15 protein-coding genes and 1 tRNA gene are annotated in these 12251 nt (G+C 71.5%); 11 read left to right on the plus strand and 5 right to left on the minus strand.

Going from position 1 to position 12251, the window contains the following annotated elements; all coding sequences use genetic code 11:
* Positions 1-86: 86 nt before the first annotated feature.
* Positions 87-1130: a DUF5784 family protein gene (locus tag NKI68_RS04195; RefSeq protein ID WP_254545439.1), complete on the plus strand. Its 1044-nt coding sequence runs from the start codon at positions 87-89 to the stop codon at positions 1128-1130.
* Between the two features lie 194 nt (positions 1131-1324).
* Here NKI68_RS04195 and NKI68_RS04200 read toward each other — a convergent pair.
* Both NKI68_RS04200 and NKI68_RS04205 read right to left on the minus strand, forming a co-directional pair.
* Positions 1325-1397 (minus strand) — tRNA-Pro (locus NKI68_RS04200).
* Positions 1398-1420: 23 nt separating this feature from the next.
* Positions 1421-2128: a hypothetical protein gene (locus NKI68_RS04205; protein ID WP_254545440.1), complete on the minus strand. Its 708-nt coding sequence runs from the start codon at positions 2126-2128 to the stop codon at positions 1421-1423.
* A 103-nt stretch (positions 2129-2231) separates the two neighbouring features.
* On the opposite strand from NKI68_RS04205, the gene NKI68_RS04210 reads away from it, so the two are divergent.
* The 10 genes from NKI68_RS04210 (at position 2232) to NKI68_RS04255 (ending at position 10116) form a co-directional block, all read left to right on the plus strand.
* Positions 2232-2708 carry a TRAM domain-containing protein gene (locus tag NKI68_RS04210; RefSeq protein WP_254545441.1) on the plus strand — a complete coding sequence of 159 codons (477 nt, stop codon included), beginning with the start codon at positions 2232-2234 and terminating at the stop codon, positions 2706-2708.
* The gene (locus NKI68_RS04215) at positions 2705-3166 is read left to right on the plus strand and encodes a Tfx family DNA-binding protein (RefSeq protein WP_254545442.1); all 462 of its coding nucleotides are present in this window, start codon (positions 2705-2707) and stop codon (positions 3164-3166) included. Before NKI68_RS04210 ends, NKI68_RS04215 begins: the two co-directional genes overlap by 4 nt.
* Positions 3167-3226: 60 nt before the next feature.
* Positions 3227-4012 (plus strand): SDR family oxidoreductase, encoded by a 786-nt coding sequence (locus tag NKI68_RS04220; protein ID WP_254545443.1) that lies wholly within the window; start codon positions 3227-3229, stop codon positions 4010-4012.
* Between the two features lie 138 nt (positions 4013-4150).
* Complete coding sequence (gene glpR, locus NKI68_RS04225; protein WP_254545444.1) at positions 4151-4918, plus strand: HTH-type transcriptional regulator GlpR; 768 nt, start codon at positions 4151-4153, stop codon at positions 4916-4918.
* Positions 4915-5823: a 1-phosphofructokinase gene (pfkB, locus tag NKI68_RS04230; protein ID WP_254545445.1), complete on the plus strand. Its 909-nt coding sequence runs from the start codon at positions 4915-4917 to the stop codon at positions 5821-5823. The genes glpR and pfkB overlap by 4 nt, the downstream gene beginning before the upstream one ends.
* 114 nt (positions 5824-5937) lie before the next feature.
* The gene (locus NKI68_RS04235) at positions 5938-7134 is read left to right on the plus strand and encodes a PTS fructose transporter subunit IIC (RefSeq protein ID WP_254545446.1); all 1197 of its coding nucleotides are present in this window, start codon (positions 5938-5940) and stop codon (positions 7132-7134) included.
* A gap of 30 nt (positions 7135-7164) precedes the next feature.
* The gene (locus NKI68_RS04240) at positions 7165-7644 is read left to right on the plus strand and encodes a PTS sugar transporter subunit IIA (protein WP_303657483.1); all 480 of its coding nucleotides are present in this window, start codon (positions 7165-7167) and stop codon (positions 7642-7644) included.
* Positions 7644-7964, plus strand: coding sequence for a phosphocarrier protein HPr (ptsH1, locus tag NKI68_RS04245; RefSeq protein WP_254545447.1), 321 nt, complete (start codon positions 7644-7646; stop codon positions 7962-7964). The genes NKI68_RS04240 and ptsH1 overlap by 1 nt, the downstream gene beginning before the upstream one ends.
* Complete coding sequence (gene ptsP, locus NKI68_RS04250) at positions 7961-9667, plus strand: phosphoenolpyruvate--protein phosphotransferase (RefSeq protein WP_254545448.1); 1707 nt, start codon at positions 7961-7963, stop codon at positions 9665-9667. Before ptsH1 ends, ptsP begins: the two co-directional genes overlap by 4 nt.
* On the plus strand, positions 9664-10116 hold the full coding sequence (locus NKI68_RS04255) for a PTS fructose transporter subunit IIB (RefSeq protein WP_254545449.1): 453 nt from the start codon (positions 9664-9666) through the stop codon (positions 10114-10116). Before ptsP ends, NKI68_RS04255 begins: the two co-directional genes overlap by 4 nt.
* Before the next feature lie 65 nt (positions 10117-10181).
* Here NKI68_RS04255 and NKI68_RS04260 read toward each other — a convergent pair whose 3' ends face one another.
* The 3 genes from NKI68_RS04260 to NKI68_RS04270 all read right to left on the minus strand — a co-directional run bounded on the left by NKI68_RS04260 (position 10182) and on the right by NKI68_RS04270 (position 11978).
* On the minus strand, positions 10182-11180 hold the full coding sequence (locus NKI68_RS04260) for a mannose-1-phosphate guanylyltransferase (protein ID WP_254545450.1): 999 nt from the start codon (positions 11178-11180) through the stop codon (positions 10182-10184).
* 75 nt (positions 11181-11255) lie between these two features.
* Positions 11256-11540 (minus strand): DUF7091 family protein, encoded by a 285-nt coding sequence (locus NKI68_RS04265; RefSeq protein WP_254545451.1) that lies wholly within the window; start codon positions 11538-11540, stop codon positions 11256-11258.
* A gap of 102 nt (positions 11541-11642) precedes the next feature.
* Positions 11643-11978: a toxin-antitoxin system TumE family protein gene (locus NKI68_RS04270; protein WP_254545452.1), complete on the minus strand. Its 336-nt coding sequence runs from the start codon at positions 11976-11978 to the stop codon at positions 11643-11645.
* Positions 11979-12251 lie beyond the last annotated feature (273 nt).

The following is a 12251-nucleotide window of genomic DNA, read 5'->3' on the forward strand; positions in this document are numbered from 1 at the left end:
GTCGCCGGGGAGATTGGGCCGTCCGGTCGTTCGGTCGTCCGGTCGCCGGTCGCAACGCATAACCGGGCGCGCGCGAAGTGTTACTCGTGGCAGGTCCCCTCCGATTTCGCCGGTCGAACGCACGTTGGACGGAGGATCGCGTCCGCCGCGACCTCCTCGCGCCGCTTGACGATTCGTTCGGCGCGTCGATCGGGACGGGGCGGTTCGCGTCCCCGAAGGGCTACCGGGCGCGCCGCATCGACATGGACAACGGCGACGTCGCGCTGTTCGCGTGGCGTCGCGATTCCCGATCGGCGTACTGGCTGGGTAACACGACGACGCCCGAACCGCTCTGGCGCACCGACAAGTGCGACCTCGACGACGCGCCGTACGCCGTCTCGCGGTGGGTGCAACGCGAACTCCTCGCCGACCTCGAAGCGCAGTCCCCCGAACTCGCCGCTCGCTCGTACGTGAGCTGGTTCTTCCTCCCGGTCTTCTTCTCGAAGGACGGCCGGACGAGCACGCGACGGTTCTTCCTCGAACACGCCGCGGGCTTCCCCGACGCCAACCCCCAGATCGCCCTCCGCTTCTACGACGATTTCCTGCGTTCGGGCGTGCTCGATCCGTACCGCGAGACGATGGCCGGCAAGCTCGGCACCAGCCCGCACGTCGATCACGTCCGGATGGACGCCGCGATGGGCGAGTTGAACGCCGCGAAGCTCCTCCACGACGCGGGCTACGAGTTCGTCCCCGAGATCGCGCTCGACAGCGGCCACGCGCTCGACTTCGCCGTCGGCGAGGGCGTGCGCGCGGTGCGCGCCGACGGCGGCGGCTACCGCACCTCCGACGCGCTCGTCGAGGTGACGCGCCCGCTGCCGCCCTCCCGCCGCACCGCCGACACGCCCGTCGCGGCGGTGCGCGCGACGGCCAACGCGAAGACCGACGACCAGCTCGACGCCCACCCCGACGCCCTCCTGCTCGTCGACTGCTCGTCCTTCCACGACGACGACTGGAACGCGGTCCGCGCCGAACAGCCGCCCGTCAAGCACACCCCCGCGGTCGTCTACCGCATGCGCCCGAACGGCTCCGCCGAGGCGTACGCCCACGGCAGTCCGAGGATCGACCTCGGGGACGCCGTGCGGTGGGTCTGAGGCGGCGAGACGCGACGCTCTGCGAGTTCGCGGCGACGGGAACGCGACGCTCCTCACGTTCGTTCGTCGCAGCAGAGTGGGACCGCGCGGATTTGAACCACGGTCGTTCCGCTCACTTCGTTCGCTTCACTCCCTGATTCGAATCCTCGCTCCGTCCGGTTCAGACCCTTCGCTGTCGCTCAGGGTCCTGAACGTGGGACCGCGCGGATTTGAACCGCGGTTACAGCGTCCCAAACGCTGAAGGATACCAAGCTACCCCACGGTCCCGCGTGTCCACAGAGGGCGAAGCATCACGAAAGTGTTTCGTTCTGGACGACCCCGCCGCGGGCGACCACCGTCCCGACCGCGACGAGGCCGAAGCCCACGACGACGCCGACGATCGCCTGCCCGGCGATGACCGCGGCGACGACGACGAGGACCGCGGAGAGGAAGCACCCTCCCACGACGAGCCGTTCGGATCGCCGATCGAAGCGCTCGCCGCGCCGGTCGTGGTAGTCCGCGGTTCCGAGGAGCGCGAGGACCGCCCCGACCGCCCCCGCGAGACCGTCGCCGGTGCCGAGACCGACCGCGAGGGCGACCGCGGCGACGACCCCGCCGAGCGCGAGCGTCTGCGGGGGCGCGAGCGGATCGACCGACGCGCCGTACCGGACGTGGTAGGCCACCGTCGGGACGACGGCGAGCAGCCCCACGGCCAGGCCGGTCGCCGGCCGCCCGACGAGGAGGCCGACAATCGCGAGGAGCGCCGCGACGACGGCGCCCGCCGCCAGCACGGGGTTCGGGCGGAGGACGCTCGCGGGATCGTCGGAGAACGCGACCGCGTAGGCGGCGAAGGGGTAGAACAGCGCGAGCGCGAGCGCCGCCGCGGACAGGGGGTCGCCCTCCACGAGCGCGACGAACAGCCCCAGCGGCACCGCGAGGACGACGCCGACGGCGAGGGCGATCTCGGGGACGCGCCGGTCCGACGGGTTCGACGGATCCGGAGGACTCGGCCGGCTCACACCGCCCGAACGACGCCGACGCCCCAAAACGTTGCGGTGAGCGTCTCCGTGGCCGATTCGCCAAGGCGCAAGCGTTTAGAACGCACACCCTGTTTCCACACTCATGCCCGACTGTCCACTCGCGGACCAGTGTCCCAAGTACTCGGAACGGATCTCCGGGATGGGATGTCAACACTACGGCGACCGCGGTGGGGCCGAGTGGTGCGATCACTACAGCATGCCCATCCGCGAACTGAAACAGCAACCCGTCCAGCCGGGCGAGGAGGTCGTCGTCGAAGTCACCGACATCCACCGGAGCGGGGCGGGCGTCGGGCGCACCGAGGACGGCTTCATCGTCCTCGTCGACGGCGTCCTCCCGGACGCCAGGGCGCGGGTGAAGGTCACGAAAGTCCGCTCGAACCACGCCATCGCGGACGAACTCGAGCGCCTCCCGCTGGCGGAGGACGAGGAGAGCGAGGAGGACGAGGGGGGCGAGAAGGACGACGGTTCCGGGGCGGGGAGTGCCGACGACGATCGATCCAGCCGCCGGCGTCCCCGCCGCGAGCGACTGGGCAGTCGCGACAACTTTTGGGGCGGATGACCGACCCCGCCGACGCCGCGACGATCCTCGAGCGCGTCGGTTTCGATCCCGAGCGGAGCGTTCTCACGCGCCGTCAGGCGGAAGTGCTGTGTCTCCGCGAGCGCGGGCTCCCGCAGGCGGAGATCGCCGAGTGGCTCGGCACCTCCCGGGCGAACGTCTCCAGCATCGAGGCGAGCGCCCGCGAGAACATCGCCAAGGCGGGCGAGACGGTCGCCTTCGCGGAGGCGCTCCGCGCGCCCGTACAGGTCGCGATCGAGTCGGGCACCGACCTCTACGACGTTCCCTCGCGCGTCTACTCCGCCTGCGACGAGGTGGGGGTGAAGGTGAGCTACGCCGCCCCCGAACTCATGAAACTCGTCTCCGACGCGGCGGGCGACGCCGTCCGGGGCCGGGAGGTGCGCCGGGACATCCTCGTCGGCGTCACCAGCGACGGGACGGTGCGCGTGCGGACTCCCTGAGAGAGGGGGACGCTGGCGACGAGAGGGCAGCTATTTCTCGGGTCCGTGCGACGGCCCGTCATGGACTTCGGACTCGACGGCGACAGCGCGCTCGTGACGGCCGGTAGTAGCGGCCTCGGGCTGGCGTGCGCGGAGGCGCTCGCCCGCGAGGGCGCGGACGTGGCGGTCTGTGGCACCACGCCGGAGCACCTCGCGGAGGCGGAGGCGACGCTCTCCGACGCGGGCGACGGCGACGTGTTCGCGACGGAGGCCGACATCACCGACCGCGAGCAGGTCGAGGCGTTCGTCGACGACACGGTCGAGCGGTTCGGCGGCCTCGATCACGTCGTCACGAGCGCGGGCGGCCCGCCGAGCGGGCCGTTCCTCGAGACGGACGACGGCGACTGGTACGACGCCTACGACCTGCTCGTGATGAGCGTCGTCTGGACCACTCGACGGGCCTACCCGCACCTCGCCGACGGCGGCGGGACGATCGTGAACGTCACCTCGCGGAGCGTCGCGGAGGTGATCGACGGCCTCGTGCTCTCGAACTCGGTCCGGCGGGCGGTCATCGGTCTGATGAAGACCCAGTCGCGGGAGTTCGCCCCCGACGTGCGCGTCAACGCGGTGCTCCCGGGAAGCCACGAGACCTCCCGGATCCGGGACCTCATCAAGCAGGGCGTCGAGCGCGGCGAGTTCGACGACTACGAGGAGGGGCTGGCGGAGTGGGGGTCGGGGATCCCGCTCGGCCGCATCGGCGACGCGCGCGAACTCGGCGAGGCGGTGGCCTACCTGTCGAGCGACCGCTCGAGCTACGTCACCGGCGTCGCGCTCCCGATCGACGGCGGATCGATGCGGAGCGCGTAGGCGGATCGCCCCCGTTTGACGGGGCGCACGCACGACTGAGGATAATTTTCTAATATTTCGATCAGAAACGAACTGATAGACGACGCAAACAGTTAACAACGTACCCGAATCAATCACGCGTAGGATCCACGAGGTACCATGTTACCAGCAGAGCGAAAGCGGAAGATCGTCGAACTGGTCTCGGACGCGGGCGGGCGGTCCGTGGAGGCGCTGGCCGAGGACCTGGAGTACTCGAAGGCGACCATCCGCCGGGACCTGCGAGAACTCGAGGACGAGAACCTGATCGAGCGGTCTCACGGCGGCGCGGTACCGGTCACCGCCGTCGGCCGCGAGCAGACCTACGGGCAGCGGGAGGTGCAGAACCTCGACGCGAAGCGCGCCATCGCCGCCCGCGCCGTGGAGGAACTCGCCGAGGGGCAGGTCGTCTTCTTCGACTCCGGCACGACGACGATGGAGGTCGCAAAGCGCGTGCCGAAGGACGGATCGCTGCTGGCGGTCACCAACTCGATTCAGCTCGCCTCGGAACTCGGCGGGGAGTACAGCGAGGTGAAGCTCACGGGCGGGACGCTCCGCCACCGCACGCGGGCGCTGGTCGGTCCCACCGCCGAGGCGTTCATGGAGCGGATGAGCTTCGACGTGCTCTTTCTCGGGACGAACGCCGTCACCGCCGAGTCCGGGCTGGCGACGCCCAACGAGGACGAGGCGCGGATGAAGGAGCTGATGGTCGAGAAGTCGGCCACGGTCGTCCTCGTCGCGGACAGCTCGAAGGTGGGCGAGCGGAGCTTCGTCCGGTTCGCCGACCCGGAGGACGTGGACGCGTTCGTCACCGACGACGGCATCGACCGGACCGCCCGCGAGTCGTTCGAGCGCGCCGGCGTCCGCGTGGCCGAGGTGACCGTCGAGTGATCCTCACGGTCACGCTCAACCCGGCGCTCGATCACACCCTCCGCCTCGACGAACCGCTCGTCGAGGGAGCCGTCGCCCGCACCGACCGGGTACAGTTCGACCCCGGCGGCAAGGGCATCAACGTCTCGAAGTACCTCGCGTCGCTCGACGCTCCCACGGTCGCGACCGGGTTCCTCGGCGATCCCTTCGGCCGCCTCGTCCGCGACCGCCTCCGCGAGGCCGGGATCGAGAGCGACTTCGCGACCATCGACGAGCCGACCCGCCTCAACACGACCGTCCTCGCGCCCGACGGCGAGTACAAGATCAACCATCACGGCCCGCGGGTCGACTCGGCGGCCGTCGATCGCGTCCTCGACGCCGTCCGGCGTCACGAGCCGGAGACGGTGGTCGTCGCGGGGAGCCTCCCGCCCGGCCTCGCGCCCGACGCGATCGACCGGATCGCCCGCGCCGGCGACTGGGAGACCGCCGTGGACGTGGGCGGCGACGTCCTGCGCGACCTCGACGCCCCGTTCTCGCTCTGCAAACCCAACCGCGAGGAACTCGCGGCGGCCACCGACGCGCCCGTCGAAACCCTCGAGGAGTGTCTCGCCGCCGCCGAGGCGCTTCGCCAGGGGGGCTTCGACCGCGTCGTCGCCTCGCTCGGTCCGGACGGGGCGGCGCTGGTGACCGACGACGGTACCTTCCACGCGCCCGCCCTCGAGACGACGGTGGTGGACACCGTCGGCGCGGGCGACGCCCTCCTCGCGGGCGTCCTCGCCGCCCTCGCGCGCGGCGAGTCGGGCGGTGCCGCCCTCCGCTTCGGGGTCGCCGTCGCCTCCCGCGTCGTCGCCGTCCCCGGAACGGGAGTCCCCGACTTCGGCGGCGTCCGCGCCGCGGTCGAGGAAGTCTCCGTCGCGACGTACTGACCGGGATCGAGGCGGTTTTCGCTTCGTAGTTTTATCAGGAACTAACGGACAGAAACGATCACATTCGAAAGCGTTTTTGAACCGTTCGGTGAACAACCGTGAGGGTGCGAATCAATGGCAACGCAAGACTCGGCCGAACGCGCGCTTCGCTCGCACGTCTCCTCCGTGAAGGAGGACGTGATGACCGGCGTGTCGTTCATGATTCCGTTCGTCACCATCGGGGGTATCTTCCTGGCGCTTGGGTACGCGGTCGCGTCGCTCCCGCCGATCGAACTCCTCGGCGTCACCGTCTGGCCCGGCGGGACGACCGTCGAGAAGGTGTTCGAGGCGACGGGCACCCTCGAGTGGTTCCTGACGCAGATCGGCGGTGCCGGACTGACGTTCATGGTGCCGATCCTCGGCGCGTACATCGCGTACGCCATCGCCGACCGCCCGGGGCTCGCCCCGGGCTTTCTCCTCTCGTACGTCATCCAGCAGGGAGCGGTCCTCAAGGCGGCGGGCGACGTCATCGGGCTGAGCGGCGGGAACGCGGGTGCGGGCTACCTGGGCGCGCTCGTCGCCGGCCTGCTCGCCGGCTACGTCGCGCGGTGGTTCAAGCGCCGCTCGGTGCCGGAGGTCGTCAAACCGATGATGCCCGTGTTGATCGTGCCGGTGCTGACGATGGTCGTCCTCTCGCCGGTCGTCATCCTCTTTCTGGGGGTGCCCGTCGCCATCGCGAACGCGTGGCTGACCGACTTCCTTCGGACCGCCCAGGGGGGGCAGGCCGTCCTCGTCGGCGCGCTGCTCGGCGCGATGATGGCGTTCGACATGGGCGGGCCCGTCAACAAGGTCGCCTACGTGTTCGCCGTCGGCCTGCTCTCCGAACAGCTCTACGAGCCGATGGCGGCCGTGATGATCGCGGGGATGATCCCGCCGATCGGCATGGCGCTGTCGAACTTCGTCGCCCCGCAGAAGTACACGGCCGAGATGTACGAGAACGCGAAGAGCGCGGTCCCTCTCGGCCTCTCGTTCATCACCGAGGGGGCGATCCCCTACGCCGCGGCCGACCCGCTTCGGGTCATCCCGAGCATCGTGGTCGGGAGCGCCGTCGGGGCGGCCGCCTCGATGGCGCTCGACGTCACGATGCCCGCCCCGCACGGCGGTATCTTCGTCGTCGTGCTGTCGAACCGACCGCTCCTGTTCCTCGGGTGCATCGCGCTCGGGTCGCTCGTGACGGCGGCCGTCGCGACGGCCGTGAAACCCGACTTCGAGGTCACCGTCGCCGACCTCGAGGAGCGCGACGCGGACGCGAGCGCACAGGGGTCAGACTGAACCTCTCCGGAGTAGACTATCCACCAGACAATGACCGAGACCGAGATGGACCGAGACGACGTGACGCGGCTCGTACCGACCGAGGCGATCTCCCTCGACGAACCGCCCGAGGGGAAGGACGCCTGCATCGAGTTCCTGCTCGACCTCGCCGTCGAGGCGGGTCGGGTCGAGGACCGCGAGACGGCGCTCGACGCGCTGCTCGCCCGCGAGGAGGAGACCACCACCGGCGTCGGGAAGGGCATCGCCATCCCGCACGCCCAGACCGACGCCGTGACCCGGCCGTCGGTCGCGTTCGCCCGCTCCGCGGCCGGCGTCGACTTCGACTCGATGGACGGGGAGCCGGCGCACCTGCTGTTCGCGATCCTGGCCCCCGCCGGTGGGAGCGACGACCACCTCGCCATCCTGAGCGCGCTCTCGCGCTCGCTCATGCACGAGGAAGTGCGGGAGGGACTGTACGAGGCCGACTCGCCGGCGGACGTGCAGGCGGTGCTCGCGGAGGCGATGACCTGATGGAGCGGGTCGTCGCCGTCGTGCCGGAGGCGGGCCTGCACGCCCGCCCCGCCGCGACGTTCGTCGAGACCGCGAACCGGTACGACGCCGAGATCACCGTCGCGCCCGCCGAGGACGGCGACCCCGTCGACGCCCGCAGCATGCTCGCCGTGACGAGCCTCGGGGTCGGACACGACGACCGGGTCCGGCTCGTCGCCGAGGGCGACGACGCCGAGGCCGCCCTCGACGCGCTCGAGGCCGTCCTCTCGACGCCGGAGGCGGGGGAGGACGGTGGAGACGGAGGGAACGGGGGGAACCGGGGGGACGGCGAGTCGGGATGACCCGCACGCTCGACGGAGTCGGCGCGACACCCCGGGCCGGGGTCGGCCGCGCGGTCTGGTACCGCCCCGACGCGGACCTCGACCTGCCCGACCCGCCGGACCCGGCGGCCGTCGATCCGACGGCGGAGCGCGAGCGGTTCGAGCGCGCCCGCGACGAGGCACGCGAGGCGCTGCGCGCCGAGCGCGACCGGGCCGCAGAGCGCGTCGGCGAGGAGGAGGCCGCCGTCTTCGACGCCCACGTGCAGTTCCTCGACGACCCGCAGATCGAGGCGGGCGTCGAGGGAGAGATCGACGACGGACTCCCCGCCGAGCACGCCGTCCGAGCGGCGTTCGCCGGCCCCATCGAGCAGTTCGAGGGGATGGACGGCCGCATGGCCGAGCGCGCCGACGACCTCCGGGACGTCCGGGATCGGCTGCTCCGCCTCCTGCTCGGCGGCGAGGGGACGGACCTCGCCGCGCTCCCCGAGGGGTCGGTCGTCCTCGCCGAGCGGCTCACGCCGAGCGACACGGCCCGCCTCGATCCCGAGCGGGTCGCCGGCTTCGCCACCGTCACGGGCGGGCGGACCTCCCACGCGGCCATCTTCGCGCGGTCGCTCGCCCTCCCGGCGGTCGTCGGCGTCGGCGACGCGCTTCGAGGGATCGAGGAGGGGACCGAGGTCGTCGTCGACGGCGAGGCCGGCGAGGTCGTGACCGATCCGGACGCCGACCGTCGCGCCACGGCCGAGCGCGAAGACGCCGCCGAGGTGCGCGCCGGGGCGGTGACGACCGCCGACGGCGTCCCGATCGAGGTGGCCGCGAACGTCGGCCACCCGAGCGAACTGGCGGGGGCCGTCGACCGGGGCGCGGACGGGATCGGCCTCTTTCGCACGGAGTTCCTCTTTCTCGATCGCGAGGCCCCGCCCGACGAGAACGAGCAGTACGAGACCTACCGCGAGGCGCTCCGCGCCTTCCCCGACGGTCGGGTGATCGTCCGCACGCTCGACGTCGGCGGGGACAAGCCGATCCCCTACCTCGACCTGCCCGAGGAGGAGAACCCCTTCCTCGGCGAGCGGGGGATCCGCCGGTCGCTCGGGGCCGACGCCGACCTCTTCGAGACGCAACTGCGCGCGCTCCTCCGCGCGGCGGGCGACGCCGAGGGCGACCTCGCCGTGATGCTCCCCCTCGTCGCCACCGTCGAGGAGTTCGAGGCGGCCGCCGACCGAGTCGAGGCGGTCGCCGCGGACCTCGACGCGGAGGGGATCGAGCGCGGCTCCCCCGACCTCGGGGTGATGGTGGAGACGCCCGCCGCGGTCCTCCTCGCGTCCGAACTGGCCGAGCGCGCCGACTTCCTCTCGATCGGGACGAACGACCTCACCCAGTACGTCAACGCCGCGGCGCGGGGCAACGAGCGGGTCGCGGACCTGCACGACCCGCGCCACCCGGCCGTCCTGCGGGCCGTCGCGCGCACCGTCGAGGCCGCCCGGGGGACCGACGCCTGGGTCGGGATGTGCGGCGAGATGGCCGGCGACCCCGACCTGACCGAACTGCTCGTCGGCCTCGGCCTCGACGAACTCAGCATGAGCGCCGTGACGATCCCCGCGGTCAAGGCGCGCGTCGAGCGGACGAACGCGGCTGACGCCCGCGAACTCGCGGAGCGCGCGCTCCGCGCGCACACGAAACGCGAAGTGATCGACCTGCTCTCTCAACAACCCGACCAGCCATGAAACTCGTCGCAGTCACGTCCTGTCCGACCGGTATCGCACACAGCCAGATGGCCGCGGAGAACTTAGAGCAGACCGCCGCGCGGCTCGGCCACGAGATCCACGTCGAGATCCAGGGGGCCATGGGCGCGGAGAACGAACTCTCCGCGGAACGGATCGCGGACGCCGACGCGGCCATCATCGCCGCCGACACGGCCGTCAGCCGCGACCGATTCGAGAACCTCCCCCTCGTCAAGGCACCCGTCAAGGACGCGGTCAACGACCCGGAGGACCTCATCGAGCGGGCCGAGGCGGCCGCGGAGGGCGGGCGCGCCCCCGACTCCGCGAACGCCGACGCGGTCACCACCGACGTGCAACCGGAGTCCGAGGTTGCGGAACCGCCCGAGTCCGAACGGATCGGCGGCGACCCGCGGAAGGGTCTGTTCGCCCGGCTCAGGCGGTTGCTGTCGTAGCGCTCGCTCGCCTCACTTCGGCCGCCCTCTCATATGGCACCCCGTCCAGTCGCGCCTCACTCCTCTCACTCCCCCCCGTCCTCCAGTCGCGCGACCACCTCGCGCACCCGCTGGGCGTCCTCGGTGGGCACGACGAGCACGCGGCCGTCGTAGGCCGCGACGGTGAGCCCCTCCACGCCGACGACGCTCACGTGGCTCCCCTCGTCGGTGGCGATCACGCAGTCCTCGGCGTCCAGCGTCAGGGCGTTCCCCGCGACGACGTTGCCCGCGGCGTCGGGGTCGCCGACGCGGGCGAGCGCGTCCCACGCGCCGAGGTCGTCCCACTCGACGTCCGCGGGGACGACCGCGGCGTTCGAACAGCCCTCGAGGATCGCGTAGTCGACGCTCACGGGCTCGACGAGGCGGAACCCGCGCTCGGGCTGGCCGGCGTCGAGGCTCTCGACCAGCGGGGCGAGGTCGGAGCGCCGGGCTTCGCCGAGGAGCGCCTCGGGCGTCCACGCGAAGACCCCCGCGTTCCAGAGGAAGCCGTCGTAGACGTAGCGCTCCGCGGCGTCCGCGTCCGGCTTCTCGAAGAAGCCCGCCACGTCGAAGTAGTCGCCGCGGTCGGTCCCCGGTTTAATGTACCCGTAGCCGGTCGCCGGTCGGTCGGGTTCGACGCCCAGCGTGACGAGCTTCCCCGTCTCGCGCGCCGCGCGCAGGGCGCGCTCGGCGGGGTCCGCGAAGCCGTCCCCGACGCGGTGGTCGCTCGGGAGGTTGAGCAGGACGCACTCGCCCGCCTCCTCGCGGACGCGGTGGGCGGCGTAGACGAGCGCCGGGCCGGTGTCGCGCCCGGCGGGCTCGACCAGCACCTCCGCGTCGGGCGCGTGGTCGGGGACGAGGTCGGCGTACTCCGGCCTCGTGAGGACGTACGTCGCGTCGGCGAGCGGTTCGACGCGCTCGACGGTGCGGGCGAGGAGGGAGCGCTCCCCGTCGAGCGCGAGGAACTGCTTGGGTCGCTCGCGGGAACTCGCCGGGTAGAGGCGCGTGCCGACGCCGCCCGCGAGGACGACGGCTATCGTGTCCATGTCCGGGGGGTTCGGCGGCGGATCACAAAGGTCACTCGGCGGGCGCGCACGCTTCGGACGGATCGCCGCCCGCCCTCACCACGTCTCGATGCGCCCGTCGCGGATGTCCTCGACGCACCCTCGACAGTCCTGGTGGTCCGCGTCGTAGCAGTCGGGCCGCAGGCCGGCGTCGAGTTCGACGCTCCGCTTCTCGGCGTACCGGCGGCAGACGATCCGGGCGTTGCCCTCCTCGTCGATCGGGAGGTCGGCCTCGCTCGCGGCCCGCGCCGCCCGGTAGGCCTCCTTCGCCTCGCCGTATTGCCGCCCGGCCGCCCGGAGCTTCGAGCGCAGGACGAACTCCAGTCGCCGCCTGTTGCTCATGCGTGCGGATTCGTGCGCGGGTGACAAAATATCGTCGTCCGCGGGGGAATCCGCCACGGACGGGTTCGGTGGACGAGCGCGGACGGGGTGTCCGTTCGCTCGTCACTCCTGCCGTTCGTGGAGCGGGTGCCGTTTAATCCACCGGAGCGTCGACGTCTCGACGTCCCGCAGCACGTCGTAGGCGTGATCCGCGTGTTCGTGCGGCGTCGGATCACCCGCGTCGGGTGGCGGGTGGACGTGGTCGCGCACGGGTCGACCGTCGAAGGTATGCCCGTCGTGGCGATGCCAGGCGCGCGTCCACCCGCCCGTGACTCCACGAACGTCCTCGTGGTACACCACGGCGAACTCCCCCGGCTCGCGCCAGTCGATCTCGTAATAGGCGGCGGTCACGTCGAGCGGGTAGTACGCGAGGTCGAACGCGGCGCGGGGACGTACCATCCCAGTCCGCGTGTTGATCGGTAGCGACGTCCGTTCGACGTGGTCTGCTCCCTGTAATCGCCGTTTTAGATCGAGGAGAAGTCCGCGGTTCACGCGCCCACGGAGACGATGGGCGGCGCGGCGGTGGGGAGCCGTACGGCTACCTCGACGCGGTGTGACCGGCCGACCGAGACGCCCGCTATCGACCGAGTGAGGCGCTCCCGTTCACTTTCACTCCGCTAGCGCAGGTTTTTATACCATCAGGAACCAAGCGACGTACGTCTCCCACTGAAA

This window comes from Halomarina pelagica, from assembly GCF_024228315.1.
GTDB classification, from domain to species: Archaea; Halobacteriota; Halobacteria; order Halobacteriales; family Haloarculaceae; genus Halomarina; species Halomarina pelagica.

What these genes read in the sequence shown, in the direction of transcription:
- NKI68_RS04255 (WP_254545449.1), top strand. Translation starts at nt 9,664, where the DNA reads ATGAAACTCGTCGCAGTCACGTCCTGTCCGACCGGTATCGCACACAGC.
- ptsP (WP_254545448.1), top strand. Translation starts at nt 7,961, where the DNA reads ATGACCCGCACGCTCGACGGAGTCGGCGCGACACCCCGGGCCGGGGTC.
- NKI68_RS04220 (WP_254545443.1), top strand. Translation starts at nt 3,227, where the DNA reads ATGGACTTCGGACTCGACGGCGACAGCGCGCTCGTGACGGCCGGTAGT.
- NKI68_RS04270 (WP_254545452.1), bottom strand. Translation starts at nt 11,978, where the DNA reads ATGGTACGTCCCCGCGCCGCGTTCGACCTCGCGTACTACCCGCTCGAC.
- NKI68_RS04235 (WP_254545446.1), top strand. Translation starts at nt 5,938, where the DNA reads ATGGCAACGCAAGACTCGGCCGAACGCGCGCTTCGCTCGCACGTCTCC.
- NKI68_RS04265 (WP_254545451.1), bottom strand. Translation starts at nt 11,540, where the DNA reads ATGAGCAACAGGCGGCGACTGGAGTTCGTCCTGCGCTCGAAGCTCCGG.
- NKI68_RS04240 (WP_303657483.1), top strand. Translation starts at nt 7,165, where the DNA reads ATGACCGAGACCGAGATGGACCGAGACGACGTGACGCGGCTCGTACCG.
- NKI68_RS04210 (WP_254545441.1), top strand. Translation starts at nt 2,232, where the DNA reads ATGCCCGACTGTCCACTCGCGGACCAGTGTCCCAAGTACTCGGAACGG.
- NKI68_RS04260 (WP_254545450.1), bottom strand. Translation starts at nt 11,180, where the DNA reads ATGGACACGATAGCCGTCGTCCTCGCGGGCGGCGTCGGCACGCGCCTC.
- glpR (WP_254545444.1), top strand. Translation starts at nt 4,151, where the DNA reads ATGTTACCAGCAGAGCGAAAGCGGAAGATCGTCGAACTGGTCTCGGAC.
- ptsH1 (WP_254545447.1), top strand. Translation starts at nt 7,644, where the DNA reads ATGGAGCGGGTCGTCGCCGTCGTGCCGGAGGCGGGCCTGCACGCCCGC.
- NKI68_RS04215 (WP_254545442.1), top strand. Translation starts at nt 2,705, where the DNA reads ATGACCGACCCCGCCGACGCCGCGACGATCCTCGAGCGCGTCGGTTTC.